Here is a 19,136-nt window from a genome sequence, read left to right on the forward strand (position 1 = left end):
GCGCTGGACCGAGGCCGCGCCGACGCAGCACGAACCGCCCGCGCAGGGTGCCGGCGGCCCCGGCCTCATCGAGCGGGTACTCGCGTGGCTCCGTCGCGGATACCCCGAAGGCATTCCGGCCGCCGACTATGTGCCCGTGCTCGCGGTGCTGCGGCGGCGCCTCAGCGATGAGGAGGTAGGCCACATCGCCGACCAGCTCATCGCACAGGGTGCCGTCAACGGCGAGGTTTCGCGGGTCGATGCACGCGTGCTGGCGAGCAAAGTACTCGATGACCTTCCCTCCGACGACGACCTGCGGCGCGTCGAGGAGCGGCTCGCGGCCGTCGGGCTCGCGCTCGACTGACGTACGGGGTTCCTCGCAACTCTCGCCCCGGCTGTGCGAGACCGCCGTCAGCGCAGCACTTCGACGAGGGCGATCCACGATGCGAACAGTGCCGCGATGATCGCCGTGATGGCGCCGATGGCAAGCCACAGCAGACCCGCCGGGTCGCCGGCGATGAGCAGTATGCCGCCCACGATGTAGCTGACCGGTGCGAGGAAGGCGACCGCGGACTTGACGGGTCGCTGCCGGTTCGCGGGGTGCTTGTTCTGGTAGATCCGCACGGTCGCGTCGACGCCGAACCCCGCGATGATCACGCCACCAACGAGCACGAGCCACCCGAAGGCCGCCGGCTCCAGATCGGGTATCAGTCCCACGGCGCACACGACGATCGCGAGTACGAGACCGGCGATCGCCGAGGCAAGACGCGAGGTCAGCGAGGCGGCCTTGATGATGACCTCGATGTTCACGCTCGCGGCGACGATCACGAGGCCAGCGAGGGCCGCCGCCGCTCCCAGCATCGCCACGTCGAACTCATGCCAACTCTCGAGCGCGTCCATGCTCGGATCGTAGCGGGTGCGTCCCGCACCGGTGCAACATGTCGGGGCGCGTGTGCCGGGCTCCCTACAATAGTGCGGTGGGCGCGGCATCCTTGCGCCCGCCGGCATCCACGTTCCGCCTGCTGCGGTCGCGCGAGGCCGAATGTCCCCGGGGAGTTCCACACGTGGCGCTGATCGTCCAGAAGTACGGCGGGTCCTCCGTCGCCGACGCCGCGAGCATCAAGCGCGTCGCCAAACGAATCGTCGATACCCGCCGCGCCGGTCACGACGTCGTCGTCGCCGTGTCCGCGATGGGGGACACGACCGACGAGCTGCTCGACCTCGCCCACCAGGTCGCCCCGATCTCCGCCCCGCGCGAGCTCGACATGCTGCTGAGCTCGGGGGAGCGGATCTCGATGGCGCTACTGGCCATGGCGATCCACTCGATGGGCTTCGAGGCCCGGTCGTTCACCGGTAGCCAGGCCGGCATGATCACCGACGCGACGCACGGCGCCGCCCGGATCGTCGACGTGACGCCGGTGCGGCTGCGCGAGGCGCTCGACGAGGGCGCGATCGTCATCGTGGCCGGCTTCCAGGGGTTCAACCGGGACACCCGCGACATCACGACCCTCGGCCGCGGCGGTTCGGACACGACCGCCGTCGCGCTCGCTGCGGCGCTGGATGCCGACGTGTGCGAGATCTACAGCGATGTCGACGGGATCTTCACCGCCGACCCGCGCGTGATCCCGAGGGCGCGCAAGCTCGACGTGATCTCCGCCGAGGAGATGCTCGAGCTCGCCGCGAACGGCGCCAAGGTCCTGTACATCCGGGCCGTCGAGTACGCCCGCCGGCACGGCGTCGTCATCAACGCCCGATCCACGTTCAGTTCGGGCCCGGGGACGTTCGTCCTCGCGCCCGGCATGTCGGTGCCGGCCGGTATCGCACTGCCCAGTTCGGAGGAGTCCACCATGGAAGAGCCCATCGTCGCCGGGGTCGCCACTGACCTCAGCCAGGCGAAGATCACCCTGATCGGGGTCCCCGACGTCCCGGGGAAGGCCGCGGAGATCTTCACGGTCGTGGCGAAGAGCGGCGCGAACGTCGACATGATCGTGCAGAACGTGTCCGTCGCAGCCACCGGCCGCACCGACATCTCCTTCACGCTGCCGAAATCGGATGCCGCCGCGGCCCTCCGGGCACTCGGTTCCGAGCAGGCGGCCATCGGTTTCGGAAGTCTCGTCCACGATGACCAGATCGGCAAGCTCTCCGTCGTCGGCGCCGGCATGCGCAGCCACTCAGGTGTCTCGGCGACCCTCTTCGAGGCGCTGTCGACGGCGGGAGTGAACATCGAGATGATCTCCACGTCCGAGATCCGCATCTCCGTCGTGGTCCGCGGCGACGAGCTGGCTCCCGCGGCCCGCGTCGTGCACACCGCGTTCGGGCTCGACGGGGACGCGGACGCCGTCGTCTACGCCGGCACCGGCCGCTGACGACGGCATCCGCCCGCCCGCAGGGTCAGGCGGAGACGCCGGCGACCCAGGTCATGTCGGGATAGCGGTCGCCGACCGGGGTGAGCTCCTCGAGCGCGGCGCGCTGCTCGGCCGACAGAGCGACCTCCAGTGCCCCGAGGTTCTCCTCCAGGTAGCGGCGGCGCTTCGTGCCGGGGATCGGCACGACGTCGTCGCCCTGCCCCAGCAGCCACGCCAGCGCGACCTGGCCGGGTGTCGCCCCCGCTTCCGCAGCGATCGCGCGCACGCGATCGACGAGCGCGAGGTTCGTGTCGAGCGCGGACGCGGATGCCGACGGCATCCCGTGGCACCTCCACGAGCCCGATCCGCTCGTGGTACCGCAGCGTGTGGGGCGAGACACCGAGCGTGTCGGCGGCCTCGGCGATCGTCAACTCGCCCTCGATCTTGTCGGAGTCGACGAGCCGGTGGATCACCTCGACCGACAGCGGCCCGTCCAGTTCCTCCGCGGCGGCGAGAGCCCGGCGCATCAGTTCGTTGCTCATGCTCCGACGGTAGGCCTTCGAGCGCGCTCGAAGGCAAGCGCCCGGCATCCGCTGCTGATTCCCGAGCCGCTATGTTCCGCCCGAGCCGCTATGTTTCGACGCGTCGTTTCGTAGCGGCTGGGTCGAAACGTAGCGGCTCGGTGAAGGGGGCCGGGTAGAATCTGTGGTCATGACCCGCATCTCCGATTCAGGACTCTCCGTCGCCGTCGTCGGCGCCACCGGCCAGGTCGGGACCGTCATGCGCGAGATTCTCGCCGAGCGCGACTTTCCGATCCGCGAACTGCGCCTGTTCGCCACGGCGCGCAGCGCCGGAAAAGCGGTCGAGTTCGGCGGCGAGACGGTCATCGTCGAGGATGTCGCGACGGCGGATCCCGCGGGCATCGACATCGCGCTGTTCAGCGCCGGAGCGACCGGCTCCCGCGCCCACGCGCCGCGCTTCGCCGAGGCCGGTGCCATCGTCATCGACAACTCCAGCGCATGGCGCATGGATGCCGACGTGCCGCTCGTCGTGAGCGAGGTCAACCCCCACGCGATCGAGGACCTTCCCAAGGGCATCATCGCGAACCCCAACTGCACGACGATGGCCGCGATGCCCGTCCTCAAGCCCCTCGATGCCGTCGCGGGCCTCGAGCGTCTCATCGTGAGCACCTACCAGGCGGTCTCCGGCTCGGGTCTGGCCGGAGCGCAGGAACTCCTCGGTCAGGTCGAGGGCGTGCTCGCCCAGGGCCACACCCTCGACCTCGTCCACGACGGCGCCGCCGTCGACTTCCCGCAGCCCGAGAAGTACGTCGCGCCCATCGCGTTCGACGTCATCCCGTTCGCCGGCAACCTCGTCGACGACGGCGACAACGAGACCGACGAGGAGAAGAAGCTCCGAAACGAGAGCCGCAAGATCCTGGAGCTGCCGGACCTCCGCGTCGCGGGCACGTGCGTGCGCGTGCCGGTCTTCACCGGCCACTCGTTGGCGATTCACGCCGAGTTCCGCGACGACCTCACGCCCGAGCGGGCGCGCGAGATCCTCTCCACCGCCCCCGGCGTGACCCTCGAAGAGGTCCCGACGCCGCTGCAGGCCGCCGGCAACGACCCGAGCTACGTCGGCCGCATCCGCGCCGACCAGTCGGCTCCCGAGGGCAAGGGTCTCGTGCTGTTCGTCACGAACGACAATCTGCGCAAGGGCGCCGCCCTCAACGCGGTGCAGATCGCCGAGCTCGTCGCCGCGCGCTTCGGTGTCGCGGCGGTCGCGGCCCGCTGACGCGGCGCGTTGGCGTGTCGCGAAAGATCGCGGCACGGCAAGAACCGCGAACCTTGACGGATGCCGGGGTGCAGGCAGCGCACGAGAGCAGTGACAACCCCGCCTAGACTGGGTCATCGTGAGCGAACCCGTCGACGTCGTCCTGATCGGCGGTGGCATCATGAGTGCCACCCTGGGAACCCTGTTGCACCGTCTGCAGCCGGACTGGAAGATCGTCGTCCTGGAGCGTCTGAGCGGGACGGCGCTGGAATCCTCCAACGCGTGGAACAATGCCGGTACCGGTCACGCAGCGCTGTGCGAGCTGAACTACATGCCCGAGGCCAAGGACGGCTCCGTCGATGCGGCGAAGGCGGTCGCGATCAACGAGCAGTTCCAGCAGAGCCGGCAGTTGTGGTCGAGCCTCGTCGAGGAGGGTGTGCTCGACGGGCCGAAGACGTTCATCAACGCGACGCCGCACATGACGTTCGTGCGAGGCGAGAAGGACGTCGCTTATCTCCGCAAGCGCTACGAGGAGCTGAAGAAGCAGCCGCTGTTCGCGGGCATCGAGTACTCCGAGGACTCGCGCGTCATCAATCAATGGGCGCCGCTGCTGATGCAGAAGCGCAAGAAGGGCGAACCGTTCGCGGCGACGCGCGTGCCGGCCGGTACTGACGTCGACTTCGGTGCGCTCACGCGCCAACTGTTCGACCATCTGAAGAGCCAGGGGGTCGAGGTGTTCACGAACGTCGAGGCCCGCAAGCTCCGCAGGCGTCCCGACGGTACCTGGCGGGTCCTGTACCGCCGCAGTCTCGGCCGTACCCCGGGCTCCATCGACGCGCGGTTCGTGTTCGTCGGGGCGGGGGGCTGGGCGATCAAGCTGCTGCAGTCCTCGCGCATCCCGGAGATCGCAGGCTACGGCGTGTTTCCGATCGGCGGGCAGTTCCTGAAGACGAGCAACCCCGCGATCGTCGCGCAGCACAAGGCGAAGGTGTATTCGCAGGCATCCGTCGGCGCCCCACCCATGTCCGTGCCGCACCTGGACACCCGCGTCGTCGACGGCGAGGCGTCGCTGTTGTTCGGTCCGTTCGCGACGTTCAGCCCGAAGTTCCTCAAGCAGGGCCGCATCACCGACATCGTCGCGCAGGTGCGCTGGGGCAACCTGTGGCCGATGATCAAGGTCGCGATCGACAATCCGAGCCTCATCTCGTACCTCGTCGGCGAACTACTGAAAAACCATGCCAAGAAGGTCGACTCGCTGCGCGTGTTCATGCCGACCGCGAAGGACGAGGACTGGGAACTGATCCAGGCCGGTCAGCGTGCGCAGGTGATGAAGAAGGATGCCGACAAGGGCGGTGTTCTGCAGTTCGGCACCGAGGTGGTCACGTCTGCGGACGGCTCGATCGCGGGTCTGCTGGGGGCCTCGCCGGGGGCGTCGACCGCGGCATCCATCATGCTGGGGCTTCTGAAGACCTGCTTCCCGGACCGTATCGCGGAGTGGGAGCCGGAGCTGAAGAGGCTGATCCCGAGCTACGGCACGACCCTCAACCCTCGGCCGGAGGTCGCCGAGGCCGCGCTCGCGGAGACGGCGCACGTCCTGCAGATCAGCCGCTGATGCCAACGCGCCTCCCGGACGCAGGTTTTCTCGTTCCCAGCGGCGCAGCGCGCCGCTGAAAGGCTGACCCGTGGCGAAGCTGTACTTCCGCTATGGAGCGATGAACTCCGGCAAGTCGACGGCGCTGCTGCAGGCGGCGTTCAACTACGAAGAGCGCGGCCAGCACGTGCTGCTGGCCAAACCCGAGATAGACACGAAGGGTGCCGACCAGATCGCGAGCCGCCTCGGAGTGTCACGGACCGTCGATTTCCTGATCGCAGCGGATGCCGACCTGCGCGCACTCGTCGCAGCCCACGCCGCCCGGATCGGAAGGGTTGCCTGTCTGCTCCTCGACGAGGCGCAGTTCCTCGCACCGGCACAGGTCGACGACCTCCTCCGGATCGTCGTGGACGACGGCATTCCCGTGCTGGCATACGGCATCCGCACCGACTTCCAGACCCGCGCTTTCCCCGGGTCGGCGCGGCTGCTCGAACTCGCCCACAGCCTCGAGGAGCTCAAGACCATCTGCCGGTGCGGCCGCAAGGCGCTGTTCAACGCGCGGCTGGTCGGCGGGCGGTTCGTCTTCGATGGCGACCAGATCGCGATCGACGAGCTGTCGCATGAGAAGGTCACCTACGAGTCGATGTGCGCGCAGTGCTACCTGCGCGAGTCGGGCGGGCAGCTGAGCTGATGGTCCCTTGATGCCCTCGATGCTGCTTCGCCAGCTCACGATCGAGCGTATCGGGAGCAGCTGGCGTGCCTTCGCGGCGCCGCGGGGTCGCAAGTGGTCGCAACTACGCGCCCATACCGACCATTTGCGACCCCGTGAGGAACCGCATCCTCCGACAGGATCGCTCACTGGGGTCGTGGGGTCGCGAATGGTCGCAATATTGCGGGAGGTATCGCACGTCGCGTTTTTGCCGGCCGGAGCACAGCGGGCTATTGTGGTCAGACCACGATTTCTCACGGCGGATCCGGAAGGCGGCTGATGAGCGACACGACTCCAGCGCGCGCATGGCGCACCGTGCTCGAGAAGATCGAGGGCGACCTGCGGGCGGGCACTCTCGGTCCCGGTGATCGCCTGCCCCCTGAGCGGGAACTGGCGACGACGCTCGGCGTCGGGCGCTCCAGCGTGCGCGAGGCGCTGCGGGTGCTCGAGGTGATGGGACTCATTCGCACCGGCACCGGATCGGGTCCCACCGCCGGCGCCATCGTGACGGCGACCCCGAGCGGCGGGCTCGCCCAATTCCTGCGGCTGCAGGTCGCCGCGCAGGGCTTTCCGATCGCGGACGTCGTCGAGACCCGTCTGCTGCTGGAGGACTGGACGGTCGCCCACCTCGCCGGTGACGCCAACGCCGACCTCACCGACGCCGCGGCGACCCTGCGAGCGATGGGCGACCCCGCCATCGGCCCCGAGGACTTCCTGGCGCTGGACGCCCAGTTCCACCTGCGGATGGCGGAGGCCACCGGCAACCAGATCGTCTCCTCGACGATGGGGGGGCTGCGTACCGCGATCGAGAGCTACGTGCTCTCCGGTGCGGAGGGAATCGACGACTGGCGCGAAACGGTGGCGCGGTTGCAGCGTGAACATCACGGCATCGTCGATGCGATCGCGGCCGGCGACCCGCTGCTCGCGCGAGAACGCGTGCACGCGCACATCACCGGGTACTACACCCAGACCGGGCTCAGCGCCGTGCGCGCCGAGAATTGAGGAAGGAACACCATATGGTCCAGCGCCAACTGCCGAAGATCCCCGAACTGCTCGAGCTCATGCAGTTCAAAAAGCCCGAGCTGAACGGCACCAAACGGCGCCTCGAGTCGGCGCTCACGATCGATGATCTGCGGACGATCGCCAAGCGCCGCACCCCGAAAGCGGCGTTCGACTACACCGATGGCGCAGCCGAGGGCGAGCTGTCTCTGGCGCGTGCCCGACGCGCGTTCGAGGACATCGAGTTCCACCCCGACATCCTGCGTCCCGCGACCGATGTCAACACGTCGGTCGAGATCCTCGGCGGCCGCTCCGCGCTGCCGTTCGGCATCGCGCCGACGGGGTTCACGCGCCTGATGCAGACCGAGGGCGAGGTGGCGGGTGCCGGGGCGGCCGGTGCCGCCGGCATCCCCTTCACTCTCTCGACCCTGGGGACCACCTCGATCGAGAACGTCCGCGCGGCGAACCCCTACGGACGCAACTGGTTCCAGCTGTACGTCATGCGCGAGCGCGAGATCTCGTACGGCCTGGTCGAGCGCGCCGCGAAGGCCGGGTTCGACACCCTCATGTTCACCGTGGACACGCCGGTCGCCGGCGCGCGGCTGCGCGACAAGCGCAACGGGTTCTCGATTCCGCCGCAGCTGACCGTCGGCACGATCGTCAACGCGATCCCGCGGCCGTGGTGGTGGATCGACTTCCTCACGACCCCGAAGCTCGAGTTCGCGTCGCTGACGACCACAGGGGGTACGGTGGGCGAGCTGCTGAACGCCGCGATGGACCCCACGATCGGTTACGACGACCTGCAGATCATCCGCGACCTGTGGCCGGGCAAGATCGTCATCAAGGGCGTGCAGAACGTGCCCGACAGCAAGCGACTGATCGACCTCGGCGTCGACGGCATCGTGCTCTCGAACCACGGCGGCCGCCAGCTCGACCGCGCACCCATCCCGTTCCACCTGCTGCCCCACGTGGTGCGCGAGGTCGGCAAGGACGCGACCATCATGGTGGACACCGGCATCATGAACGGTGCCGACATCGTCGCCGCGATGGCGCTCGGCGCGAAGTTCACCCTCATCGGCCGCGCCTACCTGTACGGGCTGATGGCAGGCGGCCGCCGCGGCGTGGACCGCACGATCGCGATCCTGCGTACCGAGATCGAGCGCACGATGCAGCTGCTGGGAGTCTCGTCGATCGCGGAGCTCGAGCCGCGTCACGTCTCCCAGCTGCAACGGCTGGTGCCCGTGGCCGGCGTCGGTGGCGCTCCCGTTCTCGCCTGAACCCAGGCCTCTGCCCGCGAGAGAACAACCGGGCGCCGAGAGAACGGTTACCACCCGTTCTCTCGGCCTTGAGTTGTTCTCTCGCGGGACGTGCCGGAACGTGCCGGGGCGGGCGGCGGGAGCGGACGTCAGCGCGCGGGCAGGGTCGGGATGAGCTCGTCGAGGAAGGCGGCGGTGTCCTCCCAGCCTTCTACGGCCTGACAGGTGACGCCCATCGCAAGGACGGGGTAGTCATTCCCGTGCTCGTCGAGCCGGTCGCCGACGAACAGCATGTCGTCGAGCGGGACGCCGGTGACCTCGGCGAGCTGGCGCATGCCATAGGCCTTGTCGATGCCGCGGTGGGTGATGTCGACCGAGGTGGAGCCTCCGGAGCGCACCTCGAGGTCGGGGATTCGAGCTGCCACGGCGTCACGGAGCGCATTCTTCTTCTCGCCGGTCGGGTCCCAGGCGACCTTGGCCTCCAGCGGAGCCGCCTGACCGAGGGCGGAGAAGGTGATCTGCGAGCCGCGGTCCTCGAGGATCTCGCCCCAGGTCTGAGCCTCCCACAGGCCGAGGCGCCGAGCCTCCTCTTCGACAGCGGCCAGGGCGCGGGACTTCTCGTCGTCGGTGAGGGCGTGGGCGTACACGGTCTCGACGCCGTCGTCGCTCAGCCGGTAGTACTGCGTGCCGCAGGTCGGCATGAGGTGGAAACGGGCGCGCGTCGCGGCATCCGTGTCGGGGAGGCGCTGCACCACCTGGCTCTGGAACTGCTGCAGCTGCCCGCCGGAGATGATCGCAACCTCGACGCGCGCGGCCAGCGCAATCAGCAGATCGCCGATGCGGGCGTCGATGGCGCTCTTGGAGGGGGCAAGGGTGTCGTCGAGGTCGAACGCGACCAGGCGAGGTGAGGGCATCGGATGCGGTTCCAATCTGCGGCTGTTGCGACGAAGGGCCCCTGCCGGATCGTCTCCGGCGGAGCCCTTCTGCAGTCGGTGATCGACCTCTGCTCCAACGATTCCGAGCATGTCGTCGATCGACCGTTTCTAGAGAAGATCGTAGCGGAACCGACTCGAGCTTCAGGCATCCGTGGCCAGCCCTGTGGGCGCAAACGAATGTGACGACGCCACCTCGGCGAGCAATGACACGAGCTCGTCGGCGAAGAACCCGGGCGCTTCAGCGGCCCCGAAATGTCCGCCAGTGGGCGCGATCGAGAAGCGGCGCAGGTCGTAGAAGCGCTCCGCGTACTCTTTCGGCGCCGTGACGAAGTCCTCTGGAAAGAGTGTGATGCCAGTCGGAACCTGGGACACAGGCGCGACCCAGCCGGCCGACTCGACCTGTTCGTTGGTTGCGGCATCCGCGCTCCATTCGTCATTGCCACCGTCGCCTCCGTTCCCGTCGCCTCCGTCCCATTCGGTGGTATCGATGGACTCGGCGTAGAGGCGCAGCGCCGAACGCGCATCACCGGTGAACCAGTGCACACTCACCTCGGTGAGCAACGCGTCGAGTTCGGGCTCGGCCGCGCTCCAGTCGCGGACCTTGCTGCCGAGCCACGCAAGCAGCGCCACCGGCGAGTCACTCAGACCTGTGGCGAGGGCTGTTGGCTCGGTGGCTTGGATCCCGAAGTAGGCCGCCTGCTCGAACCAGGCATCCGCCTTCGCGAGATAGTGCTGCTCGGCTTCTGACGCGCTTGAGCGATCCACCTCGAATGCCCGAGTGAAGGGCACGTCGGTCAAGTGCAAAGCGGCGATCGCATCCGGATGCGTTGCCGCAAGCCGATCGGCGATGCCGGCTCCCCAGTCACCGCCCGAGACGGCGTAGCACTCGTAGCCGAGCCCGGTGACCAAGGCATGCAACTGCTCGGCAACGCCGGCGAGGCGCAGCGGGCCGCCGGGCTGACCGCTGAAGGCAAAGCCCGGAAGGGAGGGAACGATGACATCGTGCCCTGCCGCAACGAGCAGGGGGATGACGCCGCGGTAGCGCAGAAAGGAGTCGGGCCAGCCGTGTACAAGCAGCACCGGTGTTCCTGCACCCGCTGAGCGGGCGTGCACGAAGTGGATGCGGATGCCGTCGATCTGTGTCGTGAACTGTGGCAGACGGTTGATCCCCGCCTCGGCTGCTCGCCAGTCGAAGCCGCTTCTCCAGTAATGCGCCGCTTCACGCAACCAGGTGAGGCTCAGCCCCTTCTCGGTCAGATCGGGGTCGACGACGTTGGGCCAGCGTGCTGCGTCGAGCCGCGCGTTGAGGTCGTCGAGGTCGCCCTGCGGTACGTCGATGGCGAAAGAGTGGGTTTCCATGATGGTGCTCCCTTGATCGTGGGTGGGTCCCCTGTGAACCGCTGCAGAACAGTCTGTGCGGTTATCAGGTCGAATACTGTCCTGTTTAGCGAGACAATGGAGAAGTGACCGATCCCGAGACCGATCCCACAGCTCGCACGCTGCGGCTGCTGGAGCTCATGACGGCGCGTCGCTTCTGGCCAGGTGGCGAGCTCGCTGAACGGCTGGGAGCCACCGAGCGCACCCTTCGCCGCGATATTGAGCGGCTGCGAGGTCTCGGCTACCAAGTCGGTGCCGTGCGTGGACGGCATGGCGGCTATCGACTGCTTGGCGACGGCACCGTGCCTCCGCTGGTGTTCACCGCCGACGAAGCGGTACTGATCTCGGCGGCACTGACCGAGGCTGCCGAGTCGGGGGTGGTCGGCGACAGCGACTTGGCCGTGACAGCGCTGGCGAAGATCGAATCCATGCTGCCGTCGGCGGCTGCGGTGCGGGCCCGAGCGGTACGCTCTGCGGCATCCGTTGCTCTACCACGCTTTGAGAAGGTGGATCCCGCTGTGCTCGGGGTGCTGGCAATGGCCTGCCGCGACCGAGAGCGACTACGGATTCGATACACGCTCGCAGAATCACAGCAGGATGTGGGGCGTCGTGTCGAGCCCGTCCGTCTGGTCGCCCACCGGTGGCGCTGGTATGTGCTCGCCTGGGATCTCGAGCGCGAGGACTGGCGTACATTTCGGATTGATCGCATCACGCGGCCGGAGCCGACAGGAGTGCGCTTTCCTGCGCGCCCCGTGCCGGGTGAGGATGCCGCGCACTTCGTCGCCGAGCGGATCGACAGTTTGCAGCGCGAGTATGCTGCGACCATCCTCATATATGCTCCGCTCGCTGAGGTCGAGGAACACCTGGGCGGCTACGCCACGGGGTTCAGCGCGGTTCTCACCTCCGGCGGTGTTGAGGCAACCGAGTGGCGCATGGCAGACGCACGACCAGAGGTACTCGCGATGTCGCTCATATGGCTCATCTGGCCGTTCGAGGTGCTCGACTCCCCGGAACTGACCGAGGTGCTGCGCGCGTGCGCCGTGCGCTTTGCTGCGGCATCGCCCTCGGCCGTCGGATAGTCTCTATCACCGTCTCGATCGCAGAAGCGGGTTGATTCTCAATGAGTAAGGGACCGCCCCCTGGACGATCCCTTACTCACGACGTCGGGGTGACAGGATTTGAACCTGCGGCCTCTTCGTCCCGAACGAAGCGCGCTACCAAGCTGCGCCACACCCCGTGGCAACCCCCCGAGTCTACCCCGTCATAGGTACGGCGGACGAATCGACGGCGCGCAGAGTCAGCAAGGACGCCTCCGGTCGGCATCCGAAGCGCACCGGTGCATAGATCGAGTGACCGAGGCCCGCGGACACGTTCAGCGGCACGCGGCGACCCTCGGTGGTCCAAGTGCTGAGGCCGCGCGCCTGATCGAGGGGGATATCGCAGTTGGCGACGAGCGCGGAGCGGGAGAAGGGGATGCGGACCTGCCCACCGTGGGTGTGGCCGGCAAGGATCAGATCGGCGCCCAGTTCGGCGAAGCGGTCCAGCACCCGGCGGTACGGCGCGTGCGTCACGCCCAACCTGAGGGCCGCGGGGGGAGCAGCGCGGAAGGGCCGTGGACGGCGCACGGCCGTGATGGCGGCCGGGAGCGCGGCGAGGTCGTCGTCGTCGCGGTGCGCGTCGGCCACGCCGAAGGCCTCGATGCGGATGCCGGACACCTCGAGAGCCTTGGCCGTGTTGTCGAGGTCGGTCCATCCCAGCTCGTCGATGAAGTAGGCGTCCATCGCGGCCGTGTCGAGGGACTGCTGAGCATGCGAGCGCTGCGAGGGGCCTTCGAAGTAGCGCAGCGGGTTGCGTGCCGACGGTCCTACGGAGTCGTTCGATCCGTGCACGAACAGTCCGGGCACGCCGCGCAACGGCGCGAAGGCCGTGCGGATGCCGACGAGTCCCTCCTCGTGCCCGAGGTTGTCTCCGGTGTTGACGACGAGGTCGGGCTGCGTCTGCTCCGCGATCCGCGCAATCCACTTCTGCTTGCGGTGCTGCCACGGGGCCATGTGCGCATCGGAGAGATGCAGCACGGTCAACGTCGGGGCGCCCGCCGGCAGGATCGCGAGATCATGGCGTCGCACCGTGAACAGGAAGCGTTCGATACAGGTACCCCACACTGCGGCGCCCGCGGCGACCATCGCCGCCGAGGCGGTGACGGCGGCGACGGTTCTGCCCGAGGTCACTGCTGTCCGCCGCAGGACTCCGCCTGGTACTGGATCGTGATCGCCGTATTGCGGCTGACCATCGTTCCGGCCGGCGGGTTGGTTCCCGTGACGGTGCCGTCCCTCGGGGCGTCGTCCCGCTGCGTGCACGCGGCGTCGACGGACCCGAATCCGGCCCGGGCCAACGCGGCTGCGGCGTCGCGGGGCTTACCGCTGACGGCGGGAACTGCGACCCCCTGCCCATTGCTCGGCCGGATCGTGACGGTGGTACCGCCCGAGACCTTTCCGGCGCCGGGGTCCTGCTGGACGATGGTCCCTGCGCTCTCGACACTGTCGACTGCGTCACCGACCGTCACCCCGAAGCCTGCGGCCTCCAACGTCTGAGTCGCCCGATCGACCGACATGCCGATGACCGAGGGCAGATCGGTGAGGACCTGCTTGGTCAGCCCGGAATCCGGCGTCGGGAAGGCATCGCCGCCGAACTTGTCATTGGCCGCACCCTGCATCTTGGGCCAGATCGCGTTGCGGATGCGGGAGAGCTGCCAACCGCTCTCGCGGTGCTCGTTGAGCTTCGCGAACCCGTCGACGTTGCCGACCCAGACGACTGTGGCGACCTTCGTCGACGCGCCATCCATCCAGGTGTGCTCGTACTGATGGATACCGGTCTTGCCCAACACCGGCGTGCCGTCGCCGATTCGCGCGCCGACCCCGGTGCCGCTCATCACACCGACAAGAGCGTAGGCAGCGGTCGCGGCAACGGCTTCGGTGAGCCGGGGCTCGCACGTCGGCTGAGGCGTGATGTCGTTGCCCTGGGCATCCAACGCTCTGTCGATCGACTTCGGCTGACACAGGACACCCTTCCCTGCGACGGCGGCGTAGGCCTCAGCCATGTCGAGCGGCGCCACGGCCTGCGAACCGAGCACGTCGTAGGGCTGATTGTCCTGATCCAGGGCCGTGCCGTCACCGCGCGTCACGCCCATGTTCATGGCGGTCTGGTTCGTCGAACACACCGAGATCTTCTCCGCCATCGCAAGGAAGCCCGAGTTCAGAGAGTCGCGCGTGAAGTTGTAGACCGTGCCGCTGTAGCCGGAATTGTTCTCGAAGTTTCCGATGTGATTCGGCTGGCCGGAGTTGTCAGCGAAGGTCTTCTGGGTCGCGCCGTCGCAGGTCTGGACGTTCTTGACTCCGACTCGTCCGTTGATGACCTCGTTGACGGACTTGCCTTGATTCAGCCAGTTCAACAGGCTGAAAAGCTTGTAGGTCGAGCCCGCCGGGTGACCGATGCTGCCGTTGCCGCGGGTGTTGTAGTTGACCGAGGTCGTGGTCACCCCGTCGGCTTCGACGGCGTACGGACGGTTCTGGACCATGGACAGGACGCGACCAGTGCCCACCTCTACCTGCACGGCCGACGAACCGAGGTTCATATAGGGAACGCTGCCGGGGACGACAGCCATCGCATCCAGCGCCGTCTGCTGCAGGTCGGCATCGAGCGTGGTGTAGACCTTCAGACCCCCGCGGCGGAGGTTGGCGGCGCGTTCGTCGGTACTGTCTCCGAAGGCCGCGTCGGACTTGATGATGGACACGACGTACTCGCAGAAGAACTCGGCGCCGGCAGCCATCTTGCAACCCTGGTCGCGGTTGACGATGTTCGGCGTGATCGGCGTCGCGTACGCCTCATCGTATTCCGCCTGCGAGATCCTGCCGTCGTCGAGCATGCGCGCGAGGACATAGTTGCGTCGATTGAGAGTCAGGGAGTATCCGTCGGCCTCGCTGTTGACGGCATTGCCGGCCTTGTCGGTCGTGGTGCCCTCGGGCTTGTCGATCCGATAAGTATTGGGCACCTGCACCATGCCGGCGATCGCCGCCGCCTGCGCGATCGTCAGGTCCGCCGCCGACACGCCGAAGTAGTGCTCCGCCGCGGCGCCGATGCCGTAGACCGTGCCGCCGAAGTTCGTGATGTTGAGGTAGCCGAGGAGGATCTCCTCCTTCGAGGATTGCTTCTCGAGCTGGATCGCGTACCGCATCTCCTGCAGCTTGCGCTGGTAGCCCTCGGAGCCCGTGTTCACGGTCGTTGCCGTATAGCAGGCCTTGACCTTGTCCTGATCGCCGTTGGCCTCCGACTCGCAGTTCTGCTGCAGCACGTTCTTCACATACTGTTGGGTGATCGACGAACCACCGCGGTTCGAGCCGCTCGAGGCATTGCCGACGAGGGCGCTGACCGTACCGACGAAGTCGACGCCACCATGGGTGTAGAAGTTCTTGTCCTCGCTGGAGATGATCGCGTCATACATCACCGGGTTCACCTGGTCGAAGGTGACCGGGATGCGGTTCTGGTCATAGAACTCGGCCATCAGGACATCGTTGCCCGCGCTGTCCTTGCGGTAGATCTCCGTCGGAAGCATCAGCGGATCGATCTGCAGGAAGCTCGGCATGTTCTCGAACGTCTCCAGCGCGCTGCTGGCGGCGTAACCGGATACGGCGATCGCGGGGGTCACGGTCGCGGTCACGAGAATGCCGGCGATAGCGCTCAGTCCGACCAGACCCGCCAGGCCACCGAGCACACCGGTGGCCGTCCGTTTGAGTTGGGGCATAGGCTCGATGCTAGGGGACAACCCTGGGCGAACCCTTGGTAGGTCAGGGCCCATCCCCGCATCCGAGCTCGATCCGCGACCCCCGATCTGGAGACCCGTATGACCACGTGGGAGTACCTCACCACGCCGCTGCTGATCCACAACACGGCCGCCATCCTCAACAACTGGGGAAAGCAAGGGTGGGAGCTCGTGCAGGTCGTACCGGGTCCCGAAGGCGGCCTCGTGGCGTATCTCAAACGGCCCGCCTCGACCGCCGCCGCGCAGAACGCGGGCTTGGATGCCGCGGCTCAGGCCGCCAAGCAGTTCGAGGAGGCGTGAGCATGACGATCGCCGCCCGCCTCGCCGAGCTCGGGATCGAGCTGCCGCCCGTCGTGCCGCCGGTCGCCGCCTATGTGCCCGCCGTCGTCCACGGCGACCTCGTCTACACCTCCGGCCAGCTGCCGATGGTGTCCGGCGCGCTGCCCGCGACCGGCAAGGTCGGCGAAGGGCACGAGCTGGTCCCGGCATCCGACGCCAAGGACTACGCGCGACAGAGCGCCCTCAACGCCCTCGCCGCGGCGGCAGCCGCCGTCGGCGATCTGGAGCGGCTGACCGGCGTCGTCAAAGTCACCGGCTTCGTCGCCTCGGTGCCCGAGTTCACCGGTCAGCCGGGTGTCATCAACGGCGCGAGCGAAGTGCTCGGCGAGATCTTCGGCGACGCCGGCCGTCACGCGCGCTCCGCCGTCGGCGTGCCCGTGCTGCCGCTGGACTCGCCCGTCGAGGTCGAGGTCGTCTTCAGCTTCGCCTGACCGCCGCTACTTCACCTGCGCGCTGATGACGCTCATGACCATCGTGTCGGCGAGCGTCGTCGTGTCGCCGACTTCGCGACCCTCTGCGACGTCGCGTAGCAGGCGCCGCATGATCTTGCCGGAGCGGGTCTTGGGCAGCTCGCCCACGATGTACACGTCGCGCGGGCGCGCGATCGGTCCGATCTGCTCGCCGACCCAGCGTCGCAGCGTGTCGGCGAGACCCTCGGGGGAGTGGGCGTCGAGGTAGCTCTGCTTGATGATGGCGAACGCCACGACGGCCTGGCCGGTGGTCTCGTCCGACGCGCCGACGACGGCGGCCTCGGCGACGGCCTCGTTGCCCACGAGCGCGGACTCGATCTCGGTCGTCGACAGGCGGTGGCCCGACACGTTCATCACGTCGTCGACCCTGCCGAGGAACCAGACGTCGCCGTCCTCGTCCAGGCGTGCTCCATCGCCCGCGAAGTAATAGCCCTGCTTCTGGAACTTCTCCCAGTAGGTCTCCACGAATCGCTCCGGGTCGCCCCAGATGCCGCGCAGCATCGACGGCCAGGGCTTCGTGATCACGAGTAGTCCGCCGTTGCCGTTGCCGACGTGGTTGCCGTCGTCATCGACGACGTCGATCGAGATGCCCGGCAGCGGCACCTGGGCGCTACCGGGCTTGGTCTCGGTGACTCCCGGCAACGCCGACACCATGATCGCGCCGGTCTCGGTCTGCCACCACGTGTCGACGATCGGCGCGGTCTTGCCGCCGATGATCTTGTGATACCACATCCACGCCTCGGGGTTGATGGGCTCGCCCACCGAGCCGAGCAGCCGCAGCGAACTGAGGTCGAACTGCTTCGGGATGGCGCGGCCGAGCTTCATGAACGAGCGGATCGCGGTGGGCGCGGTGTAGAGGATCGTCACGCCGTACTTCTCCACGATCTCCCACCAGCGCCCCGGATGCGGGGAGTCCGGTGTCCCTTCGTAGAGCACCTGCGTCGCTCCGTTGGCGAGCGGTCCGTACGTCACGTAGGAGTGCCCGGTGATCCAGCCGATGTCGGCCGTGCACCAGAACACGTCTGTCTCGGGATGCAGGTCGTGCACGACACGATTCGTGAACGCCGCCTGGGTGAGGTAGCCGCCCGACGTGTGCAGAATGCCCTTCGGCTTACCCGTCGTGCCCGAGGTGTACAGGATGAACAGCGGGTTCTCGGCGGGAAAAGGCAGTGCTTCGTGATCGGCGGATGCCGAGGGCACGACGTCGTGCCACCAGATGTCGCGATCCTCGTTCCAGCCGACGTCATTACCGGTCCGCTTCACCACGAGCACGTGCTCCACGGTCTCCTGCGGACCGTTTCCGCGGTCGCCGAGCGCCTGGTCGACGGCGGGCTTGAGTGGTGAGACGCGGCCCTTGCGGTAGCCGCCGTCTGCAGTGATGACCAGCCGCGCCCCGGCGTCGTCGATGCGGGAGCGCAGACTGTCGGCCGAGAACCCGCCGAAGATGACGGAGTGGATCGCGCCGAGCCGCGCGACGGCGAGCATCGCGGCGATCGCCTCGGGGATCATCGGCATGTAGATGGCGACACGGTCGCCGTGGCCGATGCCGAGGTCGGTCAGTACGTTCGCGAGGCGCTTCACTTCGTCGGTGAGCTCCGCGTAGGTGATGCGGCGCGAGTCGCCGGGCTCACCCTCCCAGAGCAACGCGACACGGTCGCCGCGCCCTGCCTCGACGTGGCGATCGAGGCAGTTGTAGGCGACATTGAGCTCGCCGTCGGCGAACCACTGCGCGAACGGCGGGTTCGACCAGTCCAGCACCTGCGTGAACGGGGTGTGCCAGTGGAGCTCTCGGGCCTGTTCCGCCCAGAACGCCTCCCGATCGGCATCCGCCTGTTCGTACAGCGCAACCGTGGCGACGGCTTCGGCCGCGAATTCCGGCGACGGCGCGAAGCGCCTGGTCTCGTTCAGCAGGTGGTCGATCTGGCTGCTCATGTGCGCGCTCCTTTGCGGCGGACGAGGGCCGGGACACAGTACCCGACGATGCAGGAAACCTAGCGAGATCGCCCCCCTCGGCACTACCGCCGATAGTAGGGGATCGCCACGTCCTTCCAGACCCGCCATCCGGAGGAACAACGGCTACACCACGAAAAGCGACTTGACTGCCACAGCCGATATATCGCTCGCGACACGCCCCAACAACTGGAGTACCACCGTCCCGGTGCGTATGCTCGGTCGCGGCCGAACATCGATTCTGGCGTCGCGTGTCCCGATCACCCCCGTCCCGGGACATCGCGTGGCGGCATCCCGCTTTCCCCCAGTGGGATGCCGCCCCCCTCATCTTTTTCCCGCGCTCCTGGCTCTGTGCTCCTGGCCGATCGCGCCATCGCCCTCTCCCCAGCAGGCGATTTCGTCGAACTGTCCACCGATCGGCTCCTCCGCTCCCCGCCGCTGTCTGTGGCGGCATAGCTTCGGGACATGTCCCAGCCTTTCGTGGTCCGTCGCCGGGTCGCCTCATCGCCGGCGCCGCTCGCGTCACCGGAATCGGTGCGGCGGGGCACCGCGGTGCCTGCTCCAGCCGGTGCGCCCACGGCCGCCGCGGTGTCGCGA

The 19,136-nt window shown here is 67.8% G+C and carries 17 protein-coding genes, 1 tRNA gene and 1 pseudogene; 10 read left to right on the forward strand and 9 right to left on the reverse strand.

Annotated elements, in window-relative coordinates:
* The coding region (locus WBP48_RS00615; RefSeq protein ID WP_424434531.1) for a DUF3349 domain-containing protein at positions 1–343 on the forward strand (343 nt) is incomplete at its 5' end.
* 47 nt (positions 344–390) lie between these two features.
* On the opposite strand, the gene WBP48_RS00620 is transcribed toward WBP48_RS00615, so the two are convergent.
* On the reverse strand, positions 391–879 hold the full coding sequence (locus WBP48_RS00620) for a hypothetical protein (RefSeq protein ID WP_424434534.1): 489 nt from the start codon (positions 877–879) through the stop codon (positions 391–393).
* Between the two features lie 164 nt (positions 880–1,043).
* Here WBP48_RS00620 and WBP48_RS00625 point away from each other — a divergent pair, with 164 nt between their 5' ends.
* Entirely contained in the window at positions 1,044–2,345 is a 1,302-nt protein-coding gene (locus WBP48_RS00625; protein ID WP_424434579.1) for an aspartate kinase, read from the forward strand.
* Between the two features lie 25 nt (positions 2,346–2,370).
* On the opposite strand, the gene WBP48_RS00630 is transcribed toward WBP48_RS00625, so the two are convergent.
* Positions 2,371–2,664, reverse strand: a complete 294-nt coding sequence (locus WBP48_RS00630; RefSeq protein ID WP_424434537.1) for an aldo/keto reductase — start codon at positions 2,662–2,664, stop codon at positions 2,371–2,373.
* Positions 2,665–2,695: 31 nt separating this feature from the next.
* Positions 2,696–2,914 (reverse strand): annotated as a pseudogene (locus WBP48_RS00635) (hypothetical protein); the annotation flags it as partial.
* Positions 2,915–3,035: 121 nt separating this feature from the next.
* On the opposite strand from WBP48_RS00635, the gene WBP48_RS00640 reads away from it, so the two are divergent.
* The 5 genes from WBP48_RS00640 to WBP48_RS00660 all read left to right on the forward strand — a co-directional run bounded on the left by WBP48_RS00640 (position 3,036) and on the right by WBP48_RS00660 (position 8,673).
* Positions 3,036–4,118 carry an aspartate-semialdehyde dehydrogenase gene (locus tag WBP48_RS00640; protein WP_424434540.1) on the forward strand — a complete coding sequence of 361 codons (1,083 nt, stop codon included), beginning with the start codon at positions 3,036–3,038 and terminating at the stop codon, positions 4,116–4,118.
* Between the two features lie 118 nt (positions 4,119–4,236).
* Positions 4,237–5,709 carry a malate:quinone oxidoreductase gene (locus WBP48_RS00645; protein ID WP_424434543.1) on the forward strand — a complete coding sequence of 491 codons (1,473 nt, stop codon included), beginning with the start codon at positions 4,237–4,239 and terminating at the stop codon, positions 5,707–5,709.
* Positions 5,710–5,779: 70 nt separating this feature from the next.
* On the forward strand, positions 5,780–6,379 hold the full coding sequence (locus tag WBP48_RS00650) for a thymidine kinase (RefSeq protein ID WP_424434546.1): 600 nt from the start codon (positions 5,780–5,782) through the stop codon (positions 6,377–6,379).
* Between the two features lie 297 nt (positions 6,380–6,676).
* Positions 6,677–7,399, forward strand: coding sequence for a FadR/GntR family transcriptional regulator (locus WBP48_RS00655; RefSeq protein ID WP_424434549.1), 723 nt, complete (start codon positions 6,677–6,679; stop codon positions 7,397–7,399).
* A gap of 14 nt (positions 7,400–7,413) precedes the next feature.
* Entirely contained in the window at positions 7,414–8,673 is a 1,260-nt protein-coding gene (locus WBP48_RS00660) for an alpha-hydroxy acid oxidase (RefSeq protein ID WP_424434552.1), read from the forward strand.
* Positions 8,674–8,801: 128 nt separating this feature from the next.
* Here WBP48_RS00660 and WBP48_RS00665 read toward each other — a convergent pair whose 3' ends face one another.
* Both WBP48_RS00665 and WBP48_RS00670 read right to left on the reverse strand, forming a co-directional pair.
* Entirely contained in the window at positions 8,802–9,566 is a 765-nt protein-coding gene (locus tag WBP48_RS00665; RefSeq protein WP_424434555.1) for an HAD-IIB family hydrolase, read from the reverse strand.
* A 162-nt stretch (positions 9,567–9,728) separates the two neighbouring features.
* Entirely contained in the window at positions 9,729–10,946 is a 1,218-nt protein-coding gene (locus WBP48_RS00670) for an epoxide hydrolase family protein (protein WP_424434558.1), read from the reverse strand.
* Between the two features lie 104 nt (positions 10,947–11,050).
* Here WBP48_RS00670 and WBP48_RS00675 point away from each other — a divergent pair, with 104 nt between their 5' ends.
* Complete coding sequence (locus WBP48_RS00675) at positions 11,051–12,043, forward strand: helix-turn-helix transcriptional regulator (protein WP_424434561.1); 993 nt, start codon at positions 11,051–11,053, stop codon at positions 12,041–12,043.
* 84 nt (positions 12,044–12,127) lie between these two features.
* Here the strand turns inward: WBP48_RS00675 and WBP48_RS00680 are convergent.
* The 3 genes from WBP48_RS00680 to WBP48_RS00690 form a co-directional block, all read right to left on the reverse strand.
* Positions 12,128–12,201 (reverse strand) — tRNA-Pro (locus tag WBP48_RS00680).
* A 16-nt stretch (positions 12,202–12,217) separates the two neighbouring features.
* The gene (locus WBP48_RS00685) at positions 12,218–13,192 is read right to left on the reverse strand and encodes a metallophosphoesterase (RefSeq protein WP_424434564.1); all 975 of its coding nucleotides are present in this window, start codon (positions 13,190–13,192) and stop codon (positions 12,218–12,220) included.
* Positions 13,189–15,762, reverse strand: coding sequence for a transglycosylase domain-containing protein (locus WBP48_RS00690; RefSeq protein WP_424434567.1), 2,574 nt, complete (start codon positions 15,760–15,762; stop codon positions 13,189–13,191). The genes WBP48_RS00685 and WBP48_RS00690 overlap by 4 nt, the downstream gene beginning before the upstream one ends.
* Positions 15,763–15,861: 99 nt before the next feature.
* Between WBP48_RS00690 and WBP48_RS00695 the strand changes: the two genes are divergently transcribed.
* Together WBP48_RS00695 and WBP48_RS00700 are read left to right on the forward strand one after the other, a co-directional pair.
* Positions 15,862–16,080, forward strand: a complete 219-nt coding sequence (locus WBP48_RS00695; protein ID WP_424434570.1) for a hypothetical protein — start codon at positions 15,862–15,864, stop codon at positions 16,078–16,080.
* A 2-nt stretch (positions 16,081–16,082) separates the two neighbouring features.
* Entirely contained in the window at positions 16,083–16,550 is a 468-nt protein-coding gene (locus WBP48_RS00700; RefSeq protein ID WP_424434573.1) for a RidA family protein, read from the forward strand.
* Between the two features lie 6 nt (positions 16,551–16,556).
* On the opposite strand, the gene acs is transcribed toward WBP48_RS00700, so the two are convergent.
* Positions 16,557–18,521 (reverse strand): acetate--CoA ligase, encoded by a 1,965-nt coding sequence (gene acs, locus WBP48_RS00705; RefSeq protein WP_424434576.1) that lies wholly within the window; start codon positions 18,519–18,521, stop codon positions 16,557–16,559.
* Positions 18,522–19,136 lie beyond the last annotated feature (615 nt).

This window comes from Microbacterium sp. (assembly GCF_049661145.1).
Classification (GTDB): domain Bacteria; phylum Actinomycetota; class Actinomycetes; order Actinomycetales; family Microbacteriaceae; genus Microbacterium.

Coding starts and splice junctions, on each gene's coding strand:
- WBP48_RS00630 (WP_424434537.1), bottom strand. CDS start 2,664: ATGCCGTCGGCATCCGCGTCCGCGCTCGACACGAACCTCGCGCTCGTC.
- WBP48_RS00620 (WP_424434534.1), bottom strand. CDS start 879: ATGGACGCGCTCGAGAGTTGGCATGAGTTCGACGTGGCGATGCTGGGA.
- WBP48_RS00700 (WP_424434573.1), top strand. CDS start 16,083: ATGACGATCGCCGCCCGCCTCGCCGAGCTCGGGATCGAGCTGCCGCCC.
- WBP48_RS00670 (WP_424434558.1), bottom strand. CDS start 10,946: ATGGAAACCCACTCTTTCGCCATCGACGTACCGCAGGGCGACCTCGAC.
- acs (WP_424434576.1), bottom strand. CDS start 18,521: ATGAGCAGCCAGATCGACCACCTGCTGAACGAGACCAGGCGCTTCGCG.
- WBP48_RS00695 (WP_424434570.1), top strand. CDS start 15,862: ATGACCACGTGGGAGTACCTCACCACGCCGCTGCTGATCCACAACACG.
- WBP48_RS00690 (WP_424434567.1), bottom strand. CDS start 15,762: ATGCCCCAACTCAAACGGACGGCCACCGGTGTGCTCGGTGGCCTGGCG.
- WBP48_RS00640 (WP_424434540.1), top strand. CDS start 3,036: ATGACCCGCATCTCCGATTCAGGACTCTCCGTCGCCGTCGTCGGCGCC.
- WBP48_RS00655 (WP_424434549.1), top strand. CDS start 6,677: ATGAGCGACACGACTCCAGCGCGCGCATGGCGCACCGTGCTCGAGAAG.
- WBP48_RS00665 (WP_424434555.1), bottom strand. CDS start 9,566: ATGCCCTCACCTCGCCTGGTCGCGTTCGACCTCGACGACACCCTTGCC.
- WBP48_RS00660 (WP_424434552.1), top strand. CDS start 7,414: ATGGTCCAGCGCCAACTGCCGAAGATCCCCGAACTGCTCGAGCTCATG.